The organism is Fischerella major NIES-592, from assembly GCF_001904645.1.
Classification (GTDB): Bacteria; Cyanobacteriota; Cyanobacteriia; order Cyanobacteriales; family Nostocaceae; genus Fischerella; species Fischerella thermalis.
The window spans coordinates 12,941-38,919 of record NZ_MRCA01000005.1; the positions used below are offsets into that span (position 1 = coordinate 12,941).

Annotated in this window: 18 protein-coding genes and 1 pseudogene; 10 read left to right on the top strand and 9 right to left on the bottom strand. The window is 41.3% G+C overall.

The annotated features are described in order from the left end of the window. Positions 1-5 precede the first annotated feature (5 nt). The gene (gene folP, locus NIES592_RS10985; RefSeq protein WP_062246316.1) at positions 6-851 is read left to right on the top strand and encodes a dihydropteroate synthase; all 846 of its coding nucleotides are present in this window, start codon (positions 6-8) and stop codon (positions 849-851) included. An 80-nt stretch (positions 852-931) separates the two neighbouring features. Here the strand turns inward: folP and NIES592_RS10990 are convergent, their stop codons facing one another. Both NIES592_RS10990 and NIES592_RS10995 read right to left on the bottom strand, forming a co-directional pair. After that, complete coding sequence (locus NIES592_RS10990) at positions 932-1,771, bottom strand: SPFH domain-containing protein (RefSeq protein WP_009454222.1); 840 nt, start codon at positions 1,769-1,771, stop codon at positions 932-934. A 434-nt stretch (positions 1,772-2,205) separates the two neighbouring features. After that, a complete protein-coding gene (locus tag NIES592_RS10995) occupies positions 2,206-3,411 on the bottom strand; it encodes a histidine kinase (protein ID WP_178379533.1) in 1,206 nt (401 codons plus the stop codon). 827 nt (positions 3,412-4,238) lie between these two features. Between NIES592_RS10995 and NIES592_RS11000 the strand changes: the two genes are divergently transcribed. Next, a complete protein-coding gene (locus tag NIES592_RS11000; RefSeq protein ID WP_073555748.1) occupies positions 4,239-5,663 on the top strand; it encodes an S-layer homology domain-containing protein in 1,425 nt (474 codons plus the stop codon). A 372-nt stretch (positions 5,664-6,035) separates the two neighbouring features. Next, a complete protein-coding gene (locus tag NIES592_RS11005; protein ID WP_073555749.1) occupies positions 6,036-7,019 on the top strand; it encodes an SGNH/GDSL hydrolase family protein in 984 nt (327 codons plus the stop codon). A gap of 12 nt (positions 7,020-7,031) precedes the next feature. Here NIES592_RS11005 and NIES592_RS11010 read toward each other — a convergent pair. Then, positions 7,032-7,562, bottom strand: a pseudogene (locus NIES592_RS11010) (class II aldolase/adducin family protein); the annotation flags it as partial. Between the two features lie 171 nt (positions 7,563-7,733). On the opposite strand from NIES592_RS11010, the gene NIES592_RS11015 reads away from it, so the two are divergent. The 5 genes from NIES592_RS11015 (at position 7,734) to NIES592_RS11035 (ending at position 12,866) form a co-directional block, all read left to right on the top strand. Beyond that, the gene (locus NIES592_RS11015) at positions 7,734-8,786 is read left to right on the top strand and encodes a M42 family metallopeptidase (RefSeq protein WP_073555898.1); all 1,053 of its coding nucleotides are present in this window, start codon (positions 7,734-7,736) and stop codon (positions 8,784-8,786) included. A 131-nt stretch (positions 8,787-8,917) separates the two neighbouring features. Continuing rightward, positions 8,918-9,382 (top strand): CBS domain-containing protein, encoded by a 465-nt coding sequence (locus NIES592_RS11020; protein ID WP_009454208.1) that lies wholly within the window; start codon positions 8,918-8,920, stop codon positions 9,380-9,382. Between the two features lie 118 nt (positions 9,383-9,500). After that, positions 9,501-10,166: a phycobilisome degradation protein NblB gene (gene nblB, locus NIES592_RS11025; RefSeq protein WP_073555750.1), complete on the top strand. Its 666-nt coding sequence runs from the start codon at positions 9,501-9,503 to the stop codon at positions 10,164-10,166. Between the two features lie 637 nt (positions 10,167-10,803). Further along, positions 10,804-11,565 (top strand): LEVG family PEP-CTERM protein, encoded by a 762-nt coding sequence (locus tag NIES592_RS11030; protein WP_073555751.1) that lies wholly within the window; start codon positions 10,804-10,806, stop codon positions 11,563-11,565. Between the two features lie 539 nt (positions 11,566-12,104). Next, a complete protein-coding gene (locus NIES592_RS11035; RefSeq protein WP_073555752.1) occupies positions 12,105-12,866 on the top strand; it encodes an LEVG family PEP-CTERM protein in 762 nt (253 codons plus the stop codon). 709 nt (positions 12,867-13,575) lie between these two features. Here NIES592_RS11035 and lpxD read toward each other — a convergent pair. The 4 genes from lpxD to NIES592_RS25095 all read right to left on the bottom strand — a co-directional run bounded on the left by lpxD (position 13,576) and on the right by NIES592_RS25095 (position 16,508). After that, complete coding sequence (gene lpxD, locus NIES592_RS11040; protein ID WP_062246326.1) at positions 13,576-14,622, bottom strand: UDP-3-O-(3-hydroxymyristoyl)glucosamine N-acyltransferase; 1,047 nt, start codon at positions 14,620-14,622, stop codon at positions 13,576-13,578. A 109-nt stretch (positions 14,623-14,731) separates the two neighbouring features. After that, positions 14,732-15,982 (bottom strand): murein transglycosylase A, encoded by a 1,251-nt coding sequence (gene mltA / locus NIES592_RS11045; RefSeq protein ID WP_073555753.1) that lies wholly within the window; start codon positions 15,980-15,982, stop codon positions 14,732-14,734. Positions 15,983-15,985: 3 nt separating this feature from the next. Further along, a complete protein-coding gene (locus tag NIES592_RS11050; protein WP_009454195.1) occupies positions 15,986-16,240 on the bottom strand; it encodes a hypothetical protein in 255 nt (84 codons plus the stop codon). Between the two features lie 97 nt (positions 16,241-16,337). Further along, positions 16,338-16,508: a hypothetical protein gene (locus tag NIES592_RS25095; RefSeq protein WP_178379525.1), complete on the bottom strand. Its 171-nt coding sequence runs from the start codon at positions 16,506-16,508 to the stop codon at positions 16,338-16,340. Positions 16,509-17,034: 526 nt separating this feature from the next. Here NIES592_RS25095 and NIES592_RS11055 point away from each other — a divergent pair. Both NIES592_RS11055 and NIES592_RS11060 read left to right on the top strand, forming a co-directional pair. Further along, positions 17,035-17,805 (top strand): hypothetical protein, encoded by a 771-nt coding sequence (locus NIES592_RS11055; RefSeq protein WP_073555754.1) that lies wholly within the window; start codon positions 17,035-17,037, stop codon positions 17,803-17,805. A 239-nt stretch (positions 17,806-18,044) separates the two neighbouring features. After that, a complete protein-coding gene (locus tag NIES592_RS11060) occupies positions 18,045-21,305 on the top strand; it encodes a hybrid sensor histidine kinase/response regulator (protein WP_073555755.1) in 3,261 nt (1,086 codons plus the stop codon). Between the two features lie 725 nt (positions 21,306-22,030). On the opposite strand, the gene NIES592_RS11065 is transcribed toward NIES592_RS11060, so the two are convergent. Further along, entirely contained in the window at positions 22,031-22,426 is a 396-nt protein-coding gene (locus tag NIES592_RS11065) for a VOC family protein (RefSeq protein WP_062246332.1), read from the bottom strand. A 611-nt stretch (positions 22,427-23,037) separates the two neighbouring features. Further along, positions 23,038-25,758, bottom strand: coding sequence for a chloride channel protein (locus NIES592_RS11070; protein WP_073555756.1), 2,721 nt, complete (start codon positions 25,756-25,758; stop codon positions 23,038-23,040). Positions 25,759-25,979 lie beyond the last annotated feature (221 nt).

Consider the following 25,979-nt stretch of genomic DNA (forward strand, 5'->3'; position numbering starts at 1 on the left):
GTGAGATGACAAGCAACTTGACTATTCGCGATCGCTGTTTCGAGTGGGGACGGCGGACTTATTTGATGGGCGTTTTAAATGTTACGCCTGATAGTTTTAGTGATGGTGGCGAATTTAATGCGATCGCTTCTGCTTTAGCCCAGGCGCGAGCACTCCAAGCAGCTGGGGCAGATATTATCGATATCGGCGGTCAATCAACTCGCCCTGGAGCAGAGCAAATTTCTGTGACTGAGGAACTCAACCGTGTTTTGCCGGTATTACAGGTCTTACGCCCAGAAATTTCCCTACCAATTTCTGTAGATACTACACGCTCAGAAGTCGCGATCGCTGCACGAGAAGCAGGTGCAGATATAGTTAATGATGTTTCTGGAGGCATGTTTGACCCAGAAATGCTACCATCTGTAGCCAAGTTGGGTGTGCCAATTATTTTAATGCATATGCGTGGAACCCCTCAAACCATGCAAAAAATGACTGATTATCAAGATTTAATGGGGGAGATTGGCAATTTTTTCTCAGAACGAATTGCAACAGCAATAGCTACAGGTATTGATCAACAAAAAATTATCATCGATCCTGGCATCGGTTTTGCCAAGAACTACGAGCAAAATTTAGAAATTTTTCGCCGTTTGCCGGAATTACGAAAGCTTAAGTGTCCGATTTTGGTGGGCCCATCGCGTAAAAGTTTTATTGGTCATATTTTAAACCAACCAGACCCGAAGGCTCGTGTTTGGGGAACGGCAGCGGCATGTTGTGCTGCTATCTTTGCAGGAACTGATATCCTTCGAGTTCACGATGTCAAACAAATGCATGATGTTTGCTTAGTTGCAGATGCAATTTTTCGACAGTCGTGACTATTTGTTGATTGTTGTTAGTTGGTTGTTTGTTTTTGTTAGTTGTGATTATGACAAGTGACAAGTAACCAATGACTTTTTTATACAGAACCATTCTCTGATTTGTTGTTATTACCTTCTTGAGATACCGTCTGAGCAATCAATTCCATCATATCAGCAGATTTTCCAGGGTCTACAAACACGACTTTGGCATTTTCGCTTTCACCTAGTCTGTAACTGGCATTAATATAATCTTGTGCTACAAGATACCGCAAAATATCCTTGTTTCCAGGGTTATCACGTAAAGCTTCAGCAATGATTTCCATCGACCTCTTGGTTCCTTCTGCTTTTTTAACTGCGGCTTGCCGTTCCCCTTCTGCTTCTAAAATAGCAGCACGGCTTTTAATTTCAGCTGCTCGCTGCTCTTCCATCGACTTCCGCACACTTTCAGGTAGGGTAATACTTTGAATATCTACGCGCAGGACTTCTACTCCCCATTTGGGTGTAATAGCATTTAAGCTGTCTAATATAGCTCTATCCATATCAGATCGCAAGACATTAGTTTCTTCCAAGGTGTGTTGAGCCAGGATTTCTCTAATAGTGGTTGTAGCCAATTGAGACAGCGCTGTTTGCAGATCTTCAATCTCATAATAGCTTTTCTTAATATCTTGAATCCGCCAAAATAATACTGCGTCAATTTCTACATAGATATTATCTTTAGTAATAATATTTTGAGGCTTGATGTCTAAAATTTGTTCTCTTGTCGTATCCTCCATCACAATTTGATCTAGCAAGGGAATAATAAAGTTTAGACCAGGGTCTAGTTTGCGATGATATTTACCTAAACGCTCTACAAGAGCTTCATTGCCTTCGTTAATTAATTTAGCAGAGCCTAAGGCATAGCCCATAAGCACTAAGACTATAGCAATGATTGGTTCCATATATGCTCCTAATTAAGCTTTGAGGGGATTTACCTTTTACTTTAAGGACTTAATTATAATCTGTCCTACTTTTGTGTCTTCATGATTTGAATATAGTTGAATGTGTAAGTTAATATCACACACAGTCTATTCGAGCAAGATACTCGAGCAAGAAGCAAGGCTATTAAAGCACTTTCGCACCCATAGTTGCAAGCGCCAATCTTGTGATTAAATTTACCAAGTAATAGGGTGTAAAGGTATGCTGATACCATTTCACAAAATTTTTGATACAAATTCTGTTCCTTGTCCTCCTTGTCTCCTTAGCCACTAAATGTATCAGACTTATATAGTGAAATGGTATCAGAGGGTTAGGGTGGAGTGATGGGGAGGTCGGGAGTCTGAGGACTATGAGGAGTATGAGGGGTAATAAACCACTAACGACCAACAATCAACGACTACATATACACTGGCAATGTAAAGTGGAACCATGCACCGTTACTGGGTGAAGAATCTACCCATATTTGACCGTAGTGAGCGCGGATGATACGTTGGCACAAACACAGACCGATGCCATAGCCTTCTTTACTTTCATCTCGTTCTAGGCGGAAATGGTTTTCAAAAATCCGATCGCGATTTTCTTCGGGTATGCCAGGCCCTGTATCACCAATACTAAATTGAACTTTTTGGGTTGTGCGGTGCAGTCCTGCCACAGAGATTGTACCGCCTTCTGGTGTATATTTAATGGCATTATCCAGGAGGTTTATCAATACCTGACGGATGCGTTCTGGATCGGCGTAAACTTGGGGTAAATCTTTGGGAATATCCTTTTCTACTTTTAAGGATTTAGCTGCATAGCGATCGCTCAATTCTTCCAATACATCCAAGCACAGTTGTCCCAAATTCGTTTTTTGCGGCTTGACTGGAAATTCTCTCTCGTTATTACGACCTACTTGCAAAAGGTCAGTAATCATACGGTCTATGATGCGAGTCTGGTTACGAGCTTGCTTAAATAAGTTAGTTGTCATTGTTGGCGTTAGCCGCTCAAAACCTGCTTTGTCTGGATTATAGTTGGATTGTAGAGTTTCTATAGCTATGGCAGTGGCTGTTAGGGGATTGCGAAGGTCATGAGCTAACATAGCAATCACCCTGTCTTTAAATTGCAATTGCTCTTCGAGTTGCTCTTTCTCTTGTTTTAAGCGAAAAATTTCATCTGACAGGTGCAGCAGTTCGGCGGAAAGAGCCACTGAACGAATAGAGGATTTAGAAGATGAAGCAGTACGACCGTTATCCTCTGTATTTTCTTGCAGGTCAGTCTGTAATTTTACATAGGCATCCACTGCGGCTTGCCAGCGAGGCCACCAGCTTTTGAGCTGCGTAATTATATTACTACCAGCCAGAACATGTCGAGGTTCTGGGTGAATTTTGATTAAAGCTGGTGTTGCTACCAGTTTAAAGTGTTCAGCCAAATAGGGTTGTTGTCCGACATCAACAATTTGGAGTTCAAACTTGTAGTCAGCCTGCAATTCTTTCAGATACGCACGAATTCGCTGGACTTGTTGTCGAGACTTTGGTCGTCCATCAACAAAAAGTAACAACTGTAGTGGAGCTTCAGAAGAAATAGGCTGATCCTGGGAAGCTTGCATGTAATCGTGTTTTAGCACTGGTAACAAACCGACGACGCTTAACAAAAAGTAAAATCGATTGGCGTATGTCGATGATAATGGTCTTTCTTGTTTTTCAATTTAATATCTATTTTAGATTTTTCATACTCCTATTACCCATTGGTTTTTGAGATAAAATCATGTCTTTTTTAACTGTTTACTCCACTTTAGTGACAGGTCTTATGCTCTAGAGCCTAAGTTGCGATCCTCGCCGAATCAAAATCTTTCGTCAAGAGCAGATGAATTGATTTATACAATAGGTTTTTGACTGTGATAAGAACAGGCTATTGGGGATGTAAACTAAGCCCCAAGTAAGGGCGATCGCATCACCAATAACACATTGATCTAGCTGTTAATCACACAGCTAAATTGAGTACAAACCACAACCGCATTTTCCCGATCACACGATTTCAAGATTCTTGGGAAACACTACCAGGCTTGAATGCTTTGCAGCGGAATGTCAAAACAATTACTGATGGGTTTTTAATTGCACTTTAGTGCTAACAACAAAATAGGCAAGCTACCACCAGCCGTGCAATACCATCAAGTTTTTGAAATGACTAGCACTGGTAGTTTTTGCTTTTGGCTTATATAGCTTACCATCTTCAGCTACATAGTCCTAGCGATCGCTTTCCTTTTCTGTAGTTGGTTAAAGCAGGTGTGGTCTTATTTCCAGCTTAGCACCTTCGACTACAGTTCACACCTGGGATCAGGGATTGGGAATTGGGGCGTTAGTGTATTATTCTCCCTTGTCTGTCCATTCCCCTTTCCCCGTTCCCTGTTCAAATACGCTAGGGTAGGAATTGACACTCAATTTTTGATTTCCTGTGCTGTACTTTCAACGTTCAGCTGTCCTTCTCAGTTTGGCAGTATTACTTACTTCACTCACAGCCTGTACCAATAGTAATATTGGTAAAAGCCTTGAGCAGTCTTTAGCGGCAGATCCTCGACTCAAAGATAACCCAGTTATTTTTGGCGCTAACCAAAAGCCTAATAGCGATCGCCAAAATCCCAACCAATCCACCCAGCCAACAGTCCAATTACCAGCGGATTTCCCCAAAGATATCCCCATATATCCCAACGCTCAAATACAGGAAGTGTCTCCTGCAACTAACTCAGAAAACAAAGTAACTACTCGCTGGCTGAGTTCTGATCCAAGCAATTTCATTGCCAGTTTTTATCGCAATCAGTTGCCAAGTAATAATTGGCAGGTTTCTCAACAGCCTGCTGATGACAGTGGTGGTACTTTTATCGCCAAGCGCAATGATTTGCAACTTGTAGTTTCTATTCAACCAAAGTCAGTCATTAACGCTGCACCCAATCAACCACAGACAGCCACCGAACTCCTCATTGAGTATCAGCCAAACTCCACAACAACAGCTCAAGCTAGCCCAAATCCCAGCAGCGAAATTACCAGTAATGATAATGCCCCTCAACCAGGCAATCCACAGTTCATTGGCCCTGTACAACCAGAAGGTTCACTCACCCAACCAAATGGTACATCCAATACTAGTAACTCTACACCAACAGTAACATCCAGCACTCAAGAATTCAGCGACTTAAACAAAGCACCCCAAGAACTGCAAAAATATATTCAAGATGTCGCTCGTTTAGGTGTTTTGTCTGTAGAGCCTCAAGCTACGAAAAACAATTCCACAGCTACAACCAACCTGTTTGAACCAAATAAAAACATCACTCGTAGAGAATATGCTCGTTGGCTAGTAGCTGCTAATAATGCTATGTATGCCAACATTCCATCTAAACGGATTCGCTTGGCATCAGCAAACGCACAACCAGCTTTTAGTGATGTACCAAAAACAGATCCAGATTTTTCAGTTATTCAAGGACTAGCTGAAAGTGGTTTATTTCCGAGTCTTTTGTCTGGGGATTCTACACAAGTTTTGTTTCGTCCAGATGCACCATTGACGCGTGAACAATTACTCATGTCGAAAGTACCTCTGGATACCCGCCAAGCTTTACCTACTGCTAGTGTCAGTGCAGTCAGCCAAACTTGGGGTTTCCAGGATGCAGCAAAAATTGACCCCAAGGCGTTACGAGCGATACTGGCTGATTTCCAAAATGGAGAACAATCAAATATTCGTCGAGTCTATGGCTATACGACGCTTTTCCAACCTAAAAAACCAGTAACTCGGGCTGAAGCGGCGGCGGCGTTATGGTACTTTGGTACTCAAGGCGAGGGTATATCGGCAACTGAGGCTTTGAAATTAACACAGAGTCAGGCTCAGCAGTGAATATTTTTCATTTTTAGCCATGAGCAAATGAATAAATAAGAAATAGTAAAGATAAATCTTGACGAAGATTTGACTCACTCATGATAAAATCCTTTTGACTACGTAAAGCTACGTAGTTTTTTTTAATGAGCAAGCTTTATTAGATAACAAAAATATTTGATACCGAGTTGCATTCATAGATATTACCTCACTCCGCCTTTGGCATCCCTCTGTGTGGGTTCACCAGAAGGGAACTCGGGCCCCCACTCCCTCAAGGAAATGAGGATTAGGGGATGGGGTGAGGTTTTTAAACATAACTTAGTATGAGTTAATTTGTTTAGAAAAACTAGTCTTTTTGCAGATCTAGCTATCAATAATAAGGACAAAATTAATATGAAAAAAGAACTCATTGCGGCAGGATTTTTGCTCATATCTGTTCTGTCGCCGCTGAAATCTTTAGCTACAACACAGATTAGTAAAATTTACGTATTTGGTGATAGTCTTTCTGATCCTGGTAATCTGTACAACGCCACCAAATCCCAAATACCACCAAGTCCACCCTACTCTGACGGACGTTTGTCCAATGGCCAGGTATGGGTAGAATATCTTGGAGACGAGCTAGGATTATCCCCGACTTTATTTACTGAGTTACAGAACAGCACCCCCACCGATGGTATTAATTATGCCTTTGCTGGAAGTAGCTCTGGTCTGAGTAATACTTTTGTTCCTGAATCATTATTACCAGGAGTGCTTGGGCAGGTTGGTTTATTTACCCGCTCCTTACGAGAAAGCAATCAATCAGCTGATCCAAACGCACTTTATATTGTTTGGGGTGGTAGCAATGATTATGTGTTTGGTAATGTGAATGATGTTAGCCAACCAATTGCAAATTTATCAAGATCAGTAACATTGCTTGCCCTTGCAGGTGCTAAAAATATCATGGTAGTTAACTTACCAGATTTAGGCAAGCTTCCTTTGACATCAGGTCAAGAAAATTCCAGTCAATTAACCAGTTTAAGCCGCAAACATAACATAGCATTGGCAGCAACTTTAAGTAGTTTGAGTGCAATTCCTGGCGTTAATATTATTCCTATTAATGTTAATTCCCTATTTCAAAGGGTGCGACGTTTTCCCAGCGAATTTGGTCTTACCAATGTTACCGATGCTTGTCTAGTAGGCGATTTTGACGATATCGCCCAAGGAAATTTTACTGTATGTATTAATCCAAATGAATATTTATTCTGGGATAGTGTACATCCGACGACACACATCCACAGCATCGTAGCAGAAACAGCACTTTCCGCGCTGGATACTCAGCCCGTACCCGCACCTTGGCCAAATCAAGAATCTGAGGATTTGCTGCTGTTGAAACAGTAGGAATACTCAAGCTTATTCCAGCAAATCTGGTTCTTGTCGCACAATCATTTCGTACAAAGGTTGAAAACTAAACCAGCCCATGTAATGGGAACCTACCTGGCTTTGTGCTAAGCTGGCGTACTCATGTTTGATTGGCTCTGGTTTACCAGCTGCTTCTGCTAATAATTGAGTTTGACATGTACGTTCCATTGTAATGAACCACCATGCAGCCTCATCAACTGAATGACCGACGGTGAGTAAGCCATGATTTTTCAAAATGACTGCTTTATTATTGCCCAGAGTTTGGGCAATGCGTTGACCCTCTTCTAAGTCGAGAACCACGCCAGTATAATCGTCGAATAAGCTGTGGTCTTCGTAGAACATACAAGTATCTTGAGTGAGAGGGTCAAGCAGGCGACCAAGACTAGACCAGCTTTTGCCGTAGAGTGAGTGAGCGTGAGCTGCTGCGACTACCTCAGGACGAGCAGCATGGACTTGAGAATGAATAGTGAAAGCTGCTTGATTGACGGGGCGATCGCCTGCAATGATATCACCTTTATGGTTACCCACCTAATATTATGATTGTTTGCATTCAAAAGCTTATATATCTCTGAGTATACTTATACGCATTGAGTATACTTATACGCATTTGAAAAAAATTGCGATAAGTTGACATCGCAAACGCTGATCCAATAAATGCTTCACAATCCAAAATCCAAAATCCAAAATCGTATTATGTGGGATTACGATCACTTATTCAAAATAATTGCAGAATTGGTAATGCACCACTCTCCTAGTGGTGCTGAAACAGAAATTAATAAATACTTAATGCAGAGATTTACAGACTTGGGAGTAAAAGTATGGTGCGATCGCGCAGATAACATCATTGCCAAAATACCTGGTAAAAATCCTAACCAAGCGATCGCCATCACTGCTCATAAAGATGAAATTGGTGGAATTGTCAAAAGTATTGGTGAGCAAGGTAGAGTCGAAGTCCGTAAATTAGGAGGTGCATTCCCGTGGGTGTACGGTGAAGGCGTTGTCGATTTACTAGGCGATAATACAACAATCAGCGGAATTCTCAGTTTTGGTTCTCGTCACGTTTCCCACGAATCACCACAAAAAGTCCAGCAAGAAGACACTGCTGTGAAATGGGAAGATGTCTGGATTGAAACTAAACGTACCACTGCGGAACTAGAAGCTGCTGGCATTCGACCGGGAAGTAGAATGGTGATTGGTAAACATCGCAAGCATCCAATTCGGCTAAAAGACCATGTTGCCAGTTATACATTGGATAACAAAGCCTCCGTTGCCATTTTGTTAGCCCTGGCAGAAAAGATGAAACAACCAGCAGTTGATGTTTATTTGGTTGCATCAGCAAAAGAAGAAGTGGGGGCAATTGGCGCACTTTACTTTACTCAAAACCAGTGCTTGGATGCCTTAATTGCTTTAGAGATTTGTCCTTTATCATCAGAATACCCCATTGAAGACGGCAAAAGCCCTGTAATTTTATCTCAGGATGCCTACGGAATGTATGATGAAACCTTAAATGGGCAATTGCGCCAATCTGCTAAACAACTAGATATACCAGTGCAACTTGCAATCTTAAATGGTTTCGGCAGCGATGCTTCTATCGCCATGAAATTTGGTCATGTCGCCCGTGCTGCGTGTTTAGCCTTCCCGACACAAAACACCCACGGTTATGAAATTGCTCATTTAGGAGCGATCGCCAATTGTATTAATTTGTTACAAGTCTTTTGTGAAACTCAATCATTTGTTGGTTGTTGATTGTTGGTTGTTAGTAATTGGGGAATAGAAGTTTACCAATTACCCATTACCCATTACCCATTACCCATTACCAATGACCAAAATTCTCTACAATAATCCCAGAGTGGTTGATAAAAGGTATCAGCAAACAAATGCCTAAGACCGTTGCCGACGTAATGAGTCGTGACCCAATTGTAGTCCGACCCGAAACTCCTCTGAAGGAAGCTATCCAAATTCTGGCAGAACGACGCATCAGTGGTCTACCTGTTGTAGATGACGCCGGTAAATTGGTAGGCATTATTTCGGAAACTGATTTAATGTGGCAAGAGACAGGTGTTACGCCTCCAGCGTATATTATGTTTCTTGATAGCGTGATTTATTTAAAAAATCCGGCGACATACGAACGCGATTTGCACAAAGCCCTGGGGCAAACTGTTGGCGAAGTTATGAGTAAACAACCGATCACTGTCTCCCCAGACAAAACTCTCAGAGAAGCCGCCAAAATTATGAATGATCGCAACGTTCACCGTCTACCAGTTCTTGACAGCGAGGGTCAAGTAATTGGTATTCTTACCCGTGGTGATGTGATTAGAGCAATGGCAGCAGGCCAAGATTAGTTAATGGTTAGTGGTTAGTGGTTAATAGTTAGTAGTTGGTTGTTTACCACTAACTACTATCTACTAACTACTAACTACTAACTACTAACAAAATACATTTAAAAAGTGAGATTAATAAATGAGTGTCAATCCTGAATCTGTAAAACAATTACTGGTGTCTGAGGATTTGGGCGATCGCTTACGAGCAGTGAATCAAATTCGCCAACTAGAACCAACCATTGGTTTTGAATTAATTCAAAATGCTATTAATGACAGTAATTCCCGTGTGCGTTACTCAGCCGTTAGTCAGTTCGATACCTTGGGTGGACAAGATTTAGATTTGTCCTTGAGTATATTACGCGATCGCTTGCTCAATGACCCAGAACCAGATGTGCAAGCAGCAGCAGCAGACTGTTTGGGTGCTTTAAAGCTAAAAGCAGCTTTTGAAGATTTGCAGCAGCTTTATCAAACTAGCAATGAATGGATTGTGAAATTTAGCATTATTGCTACTTTAGGAGAATTGGGTGATCCGCGATCGTTTGAACTACTTCAACAGGCACTTTCCTCAGACAATGAATTAGTGCAAACTGCTGCTATTAGTTCTCTTGGAGATTTAGGAGATACACAAGCAGTTCCTCTTTTAGCTCCCTACGCTATAAACCCAGATTGGCAAATTCGCTATAGAGTTGCACAAGCTTTAGGTCGTTTGAGAAGTACAGACGCCAAAACTATATTAGAAACATTGGTGAATGATGAAGTGGAGGCTGTTGCAACAGAAGCGCAAAAATCTCTGGAAAATTTCTAATACAGCCCCTTGCATCTAGATGGAGTACACCCCACCCTACCCTCCTCACTGGCGAGGAGGGTTAGGGTGGGGTTCTTCTGTACCTTACTTAGATGAAATCTGCTGTATCCTTTCACCTGTCTATTGAATAAAACAAAAATCGATTCACAAGTTAGATGATTTTGTTGGCGAATTAAAAACAAATCTAAGCAATCAGCATTAATCCATGCACATTTGAGTGCGTTTGAATGTACTTAAGCTATCAGCCCACAATTTATTGCAAGGCGAGAAAGTGGTGCAAAAGCAAAGCTTTAATGCTAAAAGGCAATTTACCAACAGAATCATTAGATTGGTGAACCGATGTTTATGAAAATTATTTACTTAATACGTATAATTTTCATAAACCAAGTAGTTAATATCATTTACAATCTCCTTGTTTTTTTTATTTAAGTAATTGGTTGATGATTCTGCGTATAATTTAACTTAGCACTTTTAAGTATTTTTCCTAAACTTATTTTCAAAATTAAGAACAGGTAAATGTTCTGATTTTGAGATGACAATTACTCGGATACGGAAATAACATACGGATATGTTTCAGAAAAAGCACAAAAATTTGTGTCTGATACCCGAAATCATCCTTAGTTATTTCTAATAAATCATGCAAAAAATCCCTACTTTAGCAAAAACACTGATAGCATTTTCTGTTGGATTAGGTGTTGCTGCTGCTATGCCCTCAGCAAAAGCAGCTTCTCTAGTTCCTCAATTAGAAGGAGAAGTACAAACAAATCTCGGATGTCTTGATCCAAATCAATGTATTGACACAACTTCATTAGGTTACACAGTCACAAGTTTAGATTTTGATGGGGCTGGTGGTTATGGGCCTAGCCGACTATTTGTGGATACTAGAAGCACTTCTAACATCTATGAAGGACAAGGTTTAAAAGTTAGTTTTGGTACAAAAGATGCAGGCACAAATCCAGCATTAAACGAATATTGGTTCCGTCCTGTAGCAATTACAGAAAGCGGTAATTTACCTGAAAGTGGACAATTAGAAGTTGGTCAGTTCTTATTTGAGTTCACAGAGGTGATGTCGGAAATAAGTTTAGACTTTTTTGATGTAGAAGATATAGGCACTGCTATCTTGATGCTCAATGGTGAAGATATTACTGATTTAGTTTTACAAGCTGGCAAAAATAACGGTATTCAGTCATTAACTCTTCACAATGTCAAGTCTTTTGAGGTGCAGTTGGGTAACACTTCTTCTAGCAAATTTCCAAAAACTGGTGATGGTGTTAATCTCAGAGGTAATGTGGTACCCAAACCAGTACCTGAAGCAGGAACTACCGTCAGTTTAGGTGCTTTAGTAGTGGTCAGTTTATTTGGTTTAAGGCGACGGGGAAAAACCATATCAGTAGCTTAGAAATTGATCATGAGATTACATACTCGTGGTCTACCGCAGAAACCTTAACTTGTTGTGTGATTTCTTAAAAAGCCGGTTTCTCAACTTTTAAGAAACCGGATACCTCTAATTCAATATTATTAGTCAGATAAATCTGCCTAAGAATGTCTTTGAGTCCGTTGAAACGGACTTGTGCTATTAGCCTTGGAATAAATTCCAAGGCGGTATATGGTGTAGGTGCAAGATATCAGTCTACTTATCAGTGTAAACCACAATATTTTTTTGATTATTACTATTATTTAAAATAATAATCAATTTAACTGAATCAGGAAATTGCCAGTATTAAGTTAAAAAAATATTTTTATAAATAGTTAATAACACGTATAAACATTGTATTTATGCGGATAAAATTTTGATTTTTATCTGTAATTAAAGATCGTGTGAAATATATTTTTTGCTCTAGCAAATTCGGCAACTTATCTATTAGCTTAGTGGTGCATCAATAGTACATCATCATTTTTTTACTGCTACTTTCATATCAGGTTTGCAGAAGGGGAATCATGCCTAAGTTTAATTTTTTAGCAACAATGATAGGAACAGTTTTGGGTTTGGGCGTAGTTGCTGCTATGCCTAATGCTCATGCTGCTTCTCTTATTCCTAACCGGGAAGGCGAAATCAAGACTAATCTAGGCTGTCTTAATTCAACTACATGTATTGATACAACTTCATTAGGTTATACAGTAACGAGTTTAGATTTTGATGGCGCTGGTGGCTACGGTGCTAGCCGATTATTTGTAGATGATAGAGCCACTTCTAACACCTATGTAGGATCAAGTCTCAAAGTTAGTTTCGGAACAAAAGATGCTGGCACTAATACAGGAGTCAATGAATTTTGGTTACGTCCTGTAGCTATCACAGAAAGCGGTAAGTTACCTGAAAATGGTCAATTAGAAGTTGGTCGGTTCTTATTTGATTTCACAGAGGTGATGTCGGAAATAACTTTAGACTTCTTTGATGTGGAAGATATAGGCACTGGTGTCTTACTGATCAATAACAGTCCTGTTGGCAGCTCGATGTTGTCTGCTGGCAAGAACAACGGTATTCAGACTTTGACTTTTTACAACGTCAAATCTTTTGAAGTGCAGCTGGGTAATGCTTATTCTAGTAAGTTTCCGAAGTATGGTGATGGTGTAAACTTATCGGGAATCAAGGGGACACCAAAAGCTGTACCAGAAGCTGGGACAACTCTGGGCTTAGGTGCTTTGGCAGTTGCAGGTATGTTTGGCTTACGACAACGTAAAAAGAGTGTGCTTGCAGGCTAAAGCCAATACAGTTTTAGCTGCTGAACACATCAGCAGCTTTTTTTGAACTCTGTGTGATGATATCAAGCGATTTTGTGAACTCTAACAAAGTTTAATGTTACGCAGTGATACTCATCTATCGTCCATTTGGCTGTAGTCCCACTCATAGCGATCGCTTCTATTTCTGTGTTTCGCTAACTTTTTAGCAAGAAGTACAGTTGCTAGTTTATTTGCTAGAAAAATTAGTGACACAAATTACAGAATTTCTAAATCCAAATCATTCCTGAGGAGTATTGTTGTTACTTTGGTTGAGAAAAAAAAGATTTTAGTTAAAACTAAAAGTAGATATTATTTTATAAATTTTGTGGTTTGGGGAGTACTATGATGGAAAGACTTTTGCTAGCTATAGTACTAACATTTACTTTAATCATTTTTACCGAACTGAAATGGCCTTCTTTCGCTCAGACTACTAGAGTCATAAATAGCCAAAACAGGCTGGTTTTTAATTTCAAGCATAACAATTAAAATATCTAGCAGCATGGCTGCTTGCATACAGCAATAATAAAAGCCCCGGCTAACACCCTTTCACTATAAGTTTGATAAATTTAGCGACTAGGAGACAAGGAGGAGAAGGAAGGCAAAGAGGATAACTTGTATCAATCAGTATTGTGAAATGGTATAAAATAACCGAGGCTACTCATAAAAAGTCCGCTAATCTACTCAAAACCCCTCATTTTTGAGTTATTTGACGTTGCAATTGTTTCAAAGTTTGATACATATCAGGTAAGCGAGTCAAAATCGCAGACACTTTTATAAACTGTTTATGAGGGATAGCGGGAGTGCCAGAGACAATTTCTCCTGGTGCAACATCACTGTGAATGCCTGCTTTAGCAGAGGCGATCGCACCATCGCCGATTTTTACTTGGTTGGCAATTCCTGATTGTCCTGCTAAAATTACGCGATTGCCAATTTTCACTCCTCCTGCTATCCCCGATTGTCCTGCCAATGCACAACCTGCACCAATTTGGCAACCGTGACCAATTTGTACTAAGTTGTCAATGATTGTATAGCGACCAACTCGTGTTTCACCGACGGCGGGACGATCAATGGCACTGTTACAGCCAACAACAACACCATCTTCTAAAACCGTGTAGCCAGATTGTTCGACTTTGAGCCAGCCAGTGGCAGTCGGCACAAAGCCAAAGCCTTCTGCACCGATGACTGCACCACTGTGAATTTCACAATCTGCACCGATGAGAGTACGTTCGTGGATAGTGCAGTTAGCGTGTAAAGTTGTGCGATCGCCTATTTTAGCATCGGGATAGATAACGACATTGGCATGGATGCATACACCACTGCCAATTTCTACTCCTTGATGAACTACTACATGAGGTCCAATATAAACATCATTGCCAATTTTCACATTCGGGTAAATAACGGCGGTAGGATGAATCTCTGGAGTAGGACGCCAAGGCTGGTAGAAAAATTTGAGCGTTCTTGCAAATATTAGTTTTGGTTCTGGGGTGGCGATCCAAGCAATACCGCGTTCTTGTGCTTGTGCCTGTAATGCTTCATCTTGAGGCAAAATTAAAGCACTTGCACCAGTTTTGCCTACCATTGCGGCAAATTTTGCCCCTTCAATGTAGCTGAGAGTACCACTTGTCGCTTCATCAACTGCTGCCATCCCAACAATTTCTGGATCATTTTCTTTATCGAGATTAAGGCTATTACAGATGGCAGCATCACCAAGTTTTGCTAGTATATCGCTAAATTTCATAAAGCCTCATAGAAGATTTAAGGGTAGGGTGCTATTTTCGGTTAGGCAAAAGGTTAAAGGTTAAGGGGTAAAGGCTGCTCAAATTCCTTACCCCTTACCCGTTCCCCAACTACTCCTTCAGCAGCAAATAATATAAAGTACCATTACCACCCGTAATACCGGCGCGATCGCCTGCTAATTTCCCAGTTCCCATAAAATAATCTACCCGTCCCGGGCCTTTAATAGCACTACCAGTATCCTGATCTAGAACGAAGCGACTAACCCGGCGCTTAACCAATTTTCCCTGACCAGCAGGATAAGGAAATGAGGCATTAATTATTGCTAACGCTCCTGGCGGCATGAGAGATTTATCTGTGGCGATCGAACGCTCTGCTGTGACTGGTACGCCAATACTGCCAGTTGCAGGTTTACCCCCAGTTTCTTTGAAGAAGACAAACCGTTCCCACCGTGGTAGATAGTTATTCATCTCCTTGGGGTGCTGGCGAAAGTAATTGACCAAGATAGGCATTGTTAAATTTTGTAAAGGTAACTTACCATCTTTGGCCAGTTCTTTGCCAATACTAGTCCAAGGATAGTCTGTGCCTCCTGCATAGCCAACAGAGGTACTTTTACCATTAGTTAATTTGAGTTGGGCAGAACCTTGGATATGTACCAAATATGCATCTAAGCGATCGCGCAACCAAAATAATTCCAAACCATGTAACTGACTTTTATTACCCAGTAAACCATCTTTACCTTCTAGATCGATCCGTGTAGGATGTGGTTTTACCCATTTGTCAAAGTTGGGTGGCAATCTATAAAGAGGATATTTATATACAGAAGTACGAACTTTACTAGCAGTATAAACTGGCTCATAATAAGCGGTGAACTTTACCGTACCTTGACCGTCATTGCCAACAGATTGATAAAAATCAAATTCTCGACGCACAGCAGCTTGCAGTTGAGCTGGCGATTTGGAACTAACCACCAACTGGCGAAAACGCTGCAAGCTACGACGGACACGATCAAGGGTGATTTCAGGAACAGGATAATTTTGATACGCTGCTAGTGCCTTGTTTGTTGTCAGGTAACGTAAACTGTGGTCAATGGATGCTAACAAAGCTTTGCGATCGCCCTGTTTACTCTTTCCACTCCAAAGCTGTTCATCCCAACCCAAACATTGATGAACGGGTTTACAGTCCGTTCCTAACCTCACTAGTTTTAGTGGTGGTGATAACTCTGGTGGGGGTAACGGTTCAATGGGGCTAGCTGGTGATGGTAAAGGCGTTATGTTAATAGGAACCTGAGCCAACACAGAGCAAACAGGATTTACAAAGCTAAGTCCCAGACTCAAGGAAACTAAAGCAAGCGTTTTTCTCATGATTTATGTAAATCTTTCCACACTAGAGCTAAAGAGTGGTTCCACCCGAATTGCCACAATCCGCGAGGGACGCACAACCATGTATTCACCTTGAATATTTTTGATCGGCACGTTTATAAAATCATCAGAAGCAGATTTGGGCATCAGTTCGCCACTATACCACTTCTGAAAATCCTGAATCGTCGGAAAACGTACTTCTTCCCGATGACCACTTGCCATTAGTAAGTGTACTGCGTATTCATTGGGAGTTCTAGGCATATTGACTGAATCATTTGAAACACATCCAACCCATTTTGGACTACGCACTGCCCGAATGGGAAGAGTGAAGAAAGCACAGTTGGGACTATGACGGTTGTTACCCTATTAAGGGTTCCCAATTTGGGGATTGGAAGGGAGATGGGGAAGTGGAGGGAGTGTGGGGAGTGTGGGGAGTGTGGGGAGTGTGGGGAGTGTGAGGAGTGTGAGGAGTGTGGGGAGTGTGAGGAGTGTGAGGAGTGTGGGGAGTAGAATAATAATCACTAACCACTAACCACTAATCACTAACCAATGTACAGACGTGCCATGGCACATCTGGTACAACAACCAACAATCAACAACCAAAATTAGTAAAGTTTAGTTTCAAATAAACATACCTAAATATAACAGTGCTAATCTAATAATTGAAGCTAAACAAAGCTTCCCTGGCAGATCAAACAGCTAAATTCAAAAGCAAAAAGAGGTAAAAACGCTGTTGAAACTCAATCTGTCTCGTTATAGAACAACAACACCTAACTCTAAAAGCGATATTTCCTCATAGTGAGAGAAAGGGGGCGCTGTGACTGCTTGACTTCACTGAAGTCAAAAGTGATTCACCCAGTACATCCCCGGCTAGAATTAACGATAAGAGGAAGTAAGTCAGCTATTAGTTGCTTAGGTGTTGTTGTTTTTTTACACTACTCTTAGCATTTGCTTTGCCTTTTGCTCCTTAACCTTTCCCCATCTCAGACTACTAGGTGTAAGCTGGTACGAAGTGGAATCGCACGAGACATTTGAAATAGTTGAAATAGCGCCTTATGTCAATAATTGCTCTTAGAGCATGGTATCTTGATAATTACCAGCCAATACAAGAACTGGAAAAACGTCCACCGGATATTCGCCTCAGTAAAAAGAGTCTGCTGAAATCTGGGCTAAGAGCAGATTTCTTGGAAGACAGTGATGAAATCAGAAAATCAACGTGGTTCGGTCGCTATCTAGAAGGAGAAAATATTGAATTTTATATAGAAGGTAGTGGTGGCTATTGCGTAGCTAATATTGACTTGATTAGTCACGAAATTTATTTCACCAAGCAACCAACCTTAGCACAGTTAGAACCTACTATATTTTTCTGTTCTCAAGTAGAATATCCGCCAGCAACTGATGCGTTGCGGGAAGCATTATTGATTAGTTTGGAAAAATTGAACTTGCGATCGCGCCTGCCTTTAAAATTAGTAGAATCTTACCGCCCTAAAGAAGCTCCTCTACGACTAGGAAGCGCAATGATGCGAAAAATTCGTAGGAGTTTGTTATTTATTGCAGACACCACACCCATTGCCAAAATAGAAAGCAAACAAACTGCTCAATCAATACCCAGCCCAACCGTCTGTGTAGAAATTGGCTATGCTATTGGGAGCAAAAGGTTTGAGCAAATTTTACTAGCACAAATGCAGCGCCCTGATTTCCCAGAGCAGTTTCCCTTTGGCTTGCCGCCTACACAAATTTTACAATTTCAAGACACTGTAGAATTACATAAAATTCTGCTGCCAACAATTGAAAGTCAACTAGTGCGATTTAAATTGTTTTTCTAAAATTAATTGGTTAATATTTACGATTTATTAGCTAGTAATTAGTGGTTTGTAGGTAGTAGCTGACCACAAACCATTCATCATTTTCTGCTAATTAGAAAAAATATGCATAAAGATAGATTGAAAAAAAACTGATATATCGCCCATATTACATTAGTAATGTAGCAACAGCACTACATACAGCGATCAGGTTGATTGTACTTTGTGTGGGTATTTTGTGGAAGCAGCCAGAACGGAGAATAATGCAAGTAATCACCAGTCCGACAGATGGTGGTTTGCTAGCACGTCGTTTATTGATAGCCGCACTCAAAGTACCCTTAATTACAGGGTGGTTAATTCTGCAAGGACAAAAAGCAGGAAAATACAAGTATGAGTTTGCAATTTCCCTATTTGCCATTTTTCTGATGACAATTTTTGCGATCATAATTTGGGAAAATGCAGGAGCGATTCAAAAGCTTAGTACTCAACGCGATCGCGCTAAATTAGCATTGAAAGCAAATACGGAAAAACTCAGAAGATTTGCACAGTCAAACGTCATCGGCGTTTTATTTGGTGATATTTACGGTGGTGTCAGCCATGCCAATGACAAATTTTTGCAGATGATTGGCTACACACGGCAAGATTTACAAGCAGGTGGCATTAATTGGAAAAATATTACACCACCAGAGTATTTACCTACGGATGCACAGGGTATTGCCCAAGCCCAATCTCAAGGTGCTTGCATCCCCTACGAAAAAGAATACATTCGGCGTGACGGCAGTCGCATTCCGGTTTTAGTAGGTTATACCTTAGTAGGAGAGAAACAACAAGAGTCGGTAGCGTTTATCCTAGATTTGAGCGGACGCAAAAAAGTTCAAGCAGCCCTACTCCAAAGTGAAGAGCGATTTAGATTGGCGGTTGATCACATGCCAGATGTTTTTGCCATTTATGATGCCCAACGGAGGTTTCAATTTGTCAATGCGGCGGCTTTGCAGCATCTTGGCAAGCCAAAAGAGGAAGTTATTGGACGCACTGACGAAGAAATCTTTCCAGTTGAGATTACACAACTTTATCTGCCGAGTTTATTTAAAGCAGTTGAAACACGTACGACTCAAACAACAGAAACCACAATTACTTTACCCAATAATGGCACATTGACAACACTAATTAAATATGTGCCGATAGTTGACGAGCAAGGGGAAATTTATCAAATATTGGCATTTGCTGAAGATATTACAGTCCGCAAACAGGCAGAAGAAGCACTTCGCAATCAACAAAAATGGTTGGAAGACTTACTCAATCTCATGCCCACACCCCTGTTATTGATAGAACCAGGGACAGCACGAGTCACTTTTGCCAATAAAGCTGCTGACGAAGTCGCAGGAGGGAAATTTCCCAAAGCAGATTCAGCCGCAGATTATCAAGCTCTCTATTACTCAACTGACGCCGATGGTAATCCCATTCCCGTGGAACAAGCACCAGGAATTAGGGTAGCCCGTGGGGAACGCTTAGATGGAGTAGAGTTAGACTGGCATACACCAACAGGTATTCGCTCTTTGCTGATCTACGCTGATACTCTACCAGCAATGCACGGTTATCCAACTACTTGTGTATTAACCTTCCAAGATATTACCAATCTCAAGCGTGTAGAAAAAGCCCTATCGTTAGGGTATAAACGGCTACAACTACTCTTTGGTACAGCCAGCGATTTACTTTCTAGCAAAGAGCCAGTCGCGTTGATTGAAAGTTTATTCCAAAAACTGGCAGAGCAAATTGGTTTAGATGTTTACTTTAATTTTTTAGTGAATGAAAGCTCCCAGATAATGCAATTAGCCTCCTGGTACGGAATTGATGAGCAAACTGCAAAAGCAGCCAATTGGCTAGAGATTGGTCAAGGAATGTGTGGTACAGTTGCCCAACAACGCCGTCCTATTTCTATAGAAAATGTCCAGGAATCAAAGGATCCGAAAACAGAACTCCTACGTGCGATTGGTATTAAGACTTATTACGGCTACCCATTAATCACCCAAGGAAAATTATTGGGTACTCTGTGTTTTTGCAGTCGCACTCGCTTGCAATTTAGCCAAAATGAAATGGGAATGATGCAAGCAGTTTGTGATCAAATAGCGATCGCGATCGAGCGGGCGCGTTTAATAGCTTCTTTGCAAGAACAAACCGAACAGTTGCAAGAGGCAAATCGGATGAAAGATGAATTTTTAGCGATATTATCCCACGAATTGCGATCACCCCTCAATGCCATTCTGGGATGGTCGCAGTTGTTGCGTTCTCGCAAACTCAACGAAACTCAAATCACCAAAGCACTAGAAACTATAGAACGCAACGCTAAAACACAAACACAGTTGATAGAAGACTTACTTGATATCTCGCGCATCATCAGAGGCAAATTACGTTTAAATGTACGTACTTGCAATTTAATTGCTATCATAGAAGCTGCTTTAGATACAGTACGCCTAGCCGCTCAAGCAAAAGATATTCACATCCGAACTAGCTTTGATTCTAAGGCAGCGTTAGTTTCTGGCGATGGCGAGCGCCTACAGCAGGTAGTGTGGAATTTACTATCCAATGCCATCAAATTTACACCTGCTGGCGGTAAGGTAGAGGTAGTGTTATCACTGGTAAAAGAAGAAACAAGGATACGGGAATATAGAAATAGCGCAAGTGTCTTTGATAGATTCTCTGCATCACCCAGGCTGAACATTGGCGCGTCTTTCAAAGCATCATCGCCTCTTGCCAAACTAAGTGCGACAATGGGAGGAACCCCTGGAACACAATGGTTTCCCTCTACCTCTTCTGAAACTGCCTATGCCCAAATTACAGTGAAAGATACTGGCATAGGTATCAGTTCTGAGTTTTTACCTTACGTATTTGATCGTTTTCGCCAAGCAGACAGTTCTAGTACTAGATCCCATGGTGGGTTGGGACTAGGTTTAGCAATTGTGCGTCATTTAGTAGAAATGCATGGTGGTACTGTTGATGTCACAAGTCCGGGAAAGGAACAAGGTACAACGTTCACAGTCAAACTACCACTCCTCAAAAGTCAAGATTCAATAGTCCACATTGAAGAATTAACAGTCAATAGCCAAAAAGCAAATTTTAATTGTCTGCCGATCTCATCTTCTGTTCTAGATGGCGTACGTGTACTAGTCGTAGATGACGAAGCTGATACACGTGACTATCTCACTACTTTACTTAAACAGTCTCAAGCCGATGTGCTAGCAGTAGCATCAGTACCAGCAGCACTAGAGGCTGTTGAGCATTGGAAACCAGATGTTTTGGTTAGTGACATTGGCATGCCAGAGGAAGACGGTTATTCTTTACTCCGGAAATTGCGATCGCTTGCGCCAGAACAAGGAGGCAAAATACCAGCAGCAGCTTTAACAGCCTATGCTAGGGCAGAAGATCGACGCCGAGCTATACAGGCAGGTTTTCAGTTGCATTTGCCTAAACCCGTCGATCCATCTGAGTTAATTACAGTAGTAGCTAGCCTTGTGGGACGCACGTAATAACGTTTCACTATAAGTTCAGTAAGTAGATCGGTGTTAAAAATTGTCGTTATGACAACTCAGTCAATCATGGGAAAATCCCACAACCAAGTATGAAAATTTAACTGCTCCTATCTCCACGGATGTAAAAAAAATGCAGTCAATAATGTTGCTAATTTTGCCAACGATGAAGATTTTCAAAGAATAATAAGCGATACAAATTAAGTAAATCACCAGAGCGAAGGAAATCACCTTTTTTGTTGCAACAAAATTGTTCAAATAATAACTTTTACGATTAATAGTTATTAATCGTAATTAGTAATAAGTAAATTCCCCAGCGCTCTGATGTTTTTTTAGCGGACAGCACCGCTAACATTACAAAAGTCAAGGGCTTTTAAATTCTATCTTATTTATTGTTTATGTATCGTATAAACGTACACAATTTTGCTCAATATTTGGATATTGCTTTCATATTTCCTACCATTATTAGATTACGTTTATCGTAGCGACCACGCAAGTATATTGCGCGATCGCCGTATGAGGGTTTGAATAAAAAACCGCACCAGGCGCAGAGGAAGAAGAGGAGAGGATAAAACTAGAAATTGGTATGACCAGGCAAAGCTTGTGTGACAGACTACTATTAGTGTGACCAAGCTAATTTTATGTAAAAATCTCTTCTTCTATACTTTGTGTTATCTCTTGAATCATGCGGTTTATTAATGCACCATTTTAGCCTGGCTGCGCTATTATTTCAGAGCATAGTTTTGGTTATATTCTACTAGCTCAATCTCATTACCATCGGGGTCATTGACATAAATTCTATGTTTTGTTTCTGCTGCTGACATTGTGTAATACTCAATGCCTTTATCCTCAAGCCGCTTTTTCATGGTTTCGCCATCTTTAATCACGAAACCAACATGGTTTATGCCAATATTTTCGTAAGCATTATGGACACGTTCTTGATTATTCTCATCATTCAAAGCTAAATAAAATTGGTGATCGCCTAAATGCATCCAACGACGACCATTAAATACGCCTTCTGCACGTACGTACCAATCAGGAAACAAAGTTTGATAAAAATTCCTGCTGTCGTCTATCTTTTTACAAGACAGGTTAATGTGTTCAAAGCGAATAAAGTTCATATTTTTGTCCTTTGATTTGATAGTTGAAGGCAGAGGGCAGAATGAAAATAAAGCAAGTCCTCTCTGCGTCTAAGTTGTACTCCTTGGTGAGATTAACTTGGTAACAAAATCCGTAAAGCGCCTACTACTGTCACTAGTCCCGTGCCTAAACTGGCGATCGCACCGATAACAAGGCTGTCCATATCCGGGATTTTTAATTTCACTCTTTTAACTAAATCATAGTCGTTATGAGTTTAATTTGCAAGTGATTAGCAAAAAAAATTGCAGGCTTTGTTTATCTGCGTTATTTTGCCGTCATAAAGAAGTTTGTAGTAAGCAATGCGCGTGCTGAAATGAGGGCTAAAGTCCTGACTACAAACCTATCAAAATTAGTGTGGTAGAGAGTAGGGAATGCTGTGTTTTTCGCGTTTGGAACAAAAGTCATGTTTTAGAAATCGACCACAGATGTAGACGCGCTTTGGGCGGCTTCCCACAGGGTACACAGATGCACACTGATAGACACTGATAAATTATGCATTGGTAGTTGATGGTTAGTGGTCAAAGGTCATTGGTCAAAAGTTACTACTTATTCTCTCCACGCTTCCCACGCTCCCTTGTCTGTCTTGTCGCCATTAATTATTGATCGCTCCCCTAACCAAAATTACGGTACTGTCTACACCAGAGGCGATCGCTTCCGGAATATTTCCTTTTATCGCCTGTTGTAGCATTCCCTCGCGGGAAGCACCTAAAACAACTACATCATAATGTTCGGTGTTTACTAGGTTGATTACTCCTTCGGTTACAGAATCTGCTTGCACAGGTGCAGCTACTACAGTGCTGGATGATTTCTGGCGACGGACAAGTATCCGAATTGCTTCTTCTAAAATTTTCATGTCTGGTTCTGATTCGGATGGTTTAAATACGCGGGTAAGGCGAATTTTCGGGTCATTTCCTAGCGTTACCAAAGCAGGTAGTAATTTAATCGCCGCCCTAGCATTGGGACCGCCAGCCATTGGTACCAGCCAACTGTTGAATTGGGGAGAAGGGAGGGGGAGATGGGGGGATCGGGCGATGGGAAGGTAGTGAGATGGGGAGTGAGAGAGGGGAGGAATAGGGAAAAGATGAGTTAGGAAGGGTCTTCGATGATTGATGATTGACTCTGGAGTTTTCCCTAACTTTACCAACACCATCTCACAGGTGGCTTGACGAATTACGGTGTCTACAACGTCGCCAAAAATGCGACCAGGGGTGGAAGTACTGCCCTTCCACCCCATTAAAATTAGGTCAATGTGTCTTTCTTTGATTGTCTCTAAAATTGCATGGGCAATATCATGAGTAACTCGGATCTGTGTATGCACCGGAATTTTCCATTTTTTGCCTAAAACTTCAGCGTTTCGCAGTAATCGCCGACTTTTGGCAGTCCTAACAGGGGTTTCAGCAGGAGATTTTTGACGAGAAACAAGGATGACTTGCAGACATTCTATTTCGTAGTGACGATCGCGGGCGATCGCTGCTGCCATTTGTAATAGTGCGGCGGCTGTTTCGGGGTTAGCAACTGGTACTAATAATCTACCTCTACCGATGCTGGGCGATCGGGTTTGATAAACAACGTAAGACGGTTCTGGTTGTGGTCCGTGTTCTCTAGTGTGACAGTTGAGACTGTCGGCTTCTGCCCGAATAATATCAGCACGAGTGATGATACCGATAATTCTCTGCCCTTCTACTACTGGTAAACGACTGATTTGATGACGATCCAATAAATACAGCACATTGCTTAAATTATGGGTAGGCGTAACTGTCACTGGCTGGGATGTCATGATTTCCCGTAGGGGAGTATCTTTTGCTAAGTTGCGATCGCGTATTTTTAATAAATCAGTTTGGGTAACAATTCCTACTAATTTACCTTGTTCAACTACAGGAAATCCCCGATGGTGAGAACGAGAGAAAGCTTGTACTACTTCTTCCACAGACATCTCTGCATCCAGGGTTTCCACCCGACGCTGCATGACGTCTTTTGCTGTTAACTTGGTGAATGCACCCTCAACGGGGGATACATTTTCAATGTTGATGCCACTTAAGTTTAAAAGTTTGGTATACAGCGATCCTGGCATCAGCTTGTCAGCAACCAGGTAGGATGTAACAGAGCCAATCATTAAGGGTAACACCAGATTGAAATCTGTTGTCATTTCAAAAACAATTACAATCGCCGTGATTGGTACTTTCGAGACGGCACTAAAAAATGCCCCCATGCCTGCTAAAGCATAGGTTGTTGGCGAAGCTAATCCAAGTAACTGGAATTCAACAATACCGATGATATAGCCTAAACAAGAACCTAAAATCAAACTAGGTGCAAATAATCCTCCTGGCGCACCTGAGCCAAATGCTACCAAGGTTAAGAGAAACTGAGCCAAAAACGCGATCGCCGCTATAGGTGCGTTAGCCTGACCAGCGATCACAAATTCTCTTAATCCCGTATTATCACGGAAAGATGGTGGTAAAAAGGCAATTACTATACCTGAAATAAATCCAGCCAAAGCCACCCTGAGGGGTAAGCTAATATGTAATCTTCGATATATTTTGATACTTTCAATTAATCCACGATTAAATAATGCTGCCAGTAATCCTGCTAAAACACCCAAAACCAGGTAAAAAGGAATTTCTATAATCGAAAAACTGCTAGAAGATCGAGTTAATTCCAAGTTCAATAGCAAACTACGACCACCCAAAAGACGGGAGACAACACCACCAATAAAAGAAGCAATGATTGCAGTTCCCAATGTTAGCCCCGACAAATCTTGAAGTAACTCTTCTACCACAAACAAGACACCAGCAATGGGCGCATTGAAAGCCGCTGCTAAACCTGCACCCGCACCAGCGGCAATCATCTGGCGTCGATGATCTGGGGATGTGGGAACCCAGCGACTCATCCCAGCTGCCAAAGCAGCCCCGACTTGTACAGTCGGACCTTGCCTACCTAAAGTAATTCCTGAAGCCAAAGTGATCATGGCACTAAGTAACTTCACAATCGCCACTCGCCATGAAAGCTTGACTGGTACATTGGCAAGAGAAGCTTTCACATGGGGGATACCACTGCCAGATGCTTCTGGTGCTAACCTTTGTACCAAGAGTCCAGCCAGAAACCCGAAGCCCAAACCAACTGCTGGGAGGAATAGCCAGGCTGGTAAAACCTGGGAACCCTGAACTCGCCATGTTCCTAGCCATCCCGAACCAAATTTCAAGCATACAGCAGAAAAAGCGGCAACCAGACCAATAATACAGGCTTGTGCGATCGCTAAACCTCTTCTTGGTTGCCAGACAGTGCGAATATACTGATTCAGAAAAGGGAGCGACATAGCAATTAAAAATTAAAAATTAAAAATTAAAAATTAAAAATTTAGTATTTTTAACATTTATAGGAGAAATTTTAACTTCTTCCGCAACCTTGTGACACCCAAAATCGTTGCAGTGCATAGACGCGTAGGGGGCTTCTCGGAAGGCGACGCTCACCTTAACAAAATCTTTCTCAAAATGCCTGATAATTAAAGTCAAGGTTAACCCTCTTTTTCTATCGACT

Coding starts and splice junctions, on each gene's coding strand:
- folP (WP_062246316.1), top strand. CDS start 6: ATGACAAGCAACTTGACTATTCGCGATCGCTGTTTCGAGTGGGGACGG.
- NIES592_RS10990 (WP_009454222.1), bottom strand. CDS start 1,771: ATGGAACCAATCATTGCTATAGTCTTAGTGCTTATGGGCTATGCCTTA.
- NIES592_RS11005 (WP_073555749.1), top strand. CDS start 6,036: ATGAAAAAAGAACTCATTGCGGCAGGATTTTTGCTCATATCTGTTCTG.
- NIES592_RS11015 (WP_073555898.1), top strand. CDS start 7,734: ATGTGGGATTACGATCACTTATTCAAAATAATTGCAGAATTGGTAATG.
- NIES592_RS11020 (WP_009454208.1), top strand. CDS start 8,918: ATGCCTAAGACCGTTGCCGACGTAATGAGTCGTGACCCAATTGTAGTC.
- nblB (WP_073555750.1), top strand. CDS start 9,501: ATGAGTGTCAATCCTGAATCTGTAAAACAATTACTGGTGTCTGAGGAT.
- NIES592_RS11030 (WP_073555751.1), top strand. CDS start 10,804: ATGCAAAAAATCCCTACTTTAGCAAAAACACTGATAGCATTTTCTGTT.
- NIES592_RS11035 (WP_073555752.1), top strand. CDS start 12,105: ATGCCTAAGTTTAATTTTTTAGCAACAATGATAGGAACAGTTTTGGGT.
- lpxD (WP_062246326.1), bottom strand. CDS start 14,622: ATGAAATTTAGCGATATACTAGCAAAACTTGGTGATGCTGCCATCTGT.
- mltA (WP_073555753.1), bottom strand. CDS start 15,982: ATGAGAAAAACGCTTGCTTTAGTTTCCTTGAGTCTGGGACTTAGCTTT.
- NIES592_RS11050 (WP_009454195.1), bottom strand. CDS start 16,240: ATGCCTAGAACTCCCAATGAATACGCAGTACACTTACTAATGGCAAGT.
- NIES592_RS11055 (WP_073555754.1), top strand. CDS start 17,035: ATGTCAATAATTGCTCTTAGAGCATGGTATCTTGATAATTACCAGCCA.
- NIES592_RS11060 (WP_073555755.1), top strand. CDS start 18,045: ATGCAAGTAATCACCAGTCCGACAGATGGTGGTTTGCTAGCACGTCGT.
- NIES592_RS11065 (WP_062246332.1), bottom strand. CDS start 22,426: ATGAACTTTATTCGCTTTGAACACATTAACCTGTCTTGTAAAAAGATA.
- NIES592_RS11070 (WP_073555756.1), bottom strand. CDS start 25,758: ATGTCGCTCCCTTTTCTGAATCAGTATATTCGCACTGTCTGGCAACCA.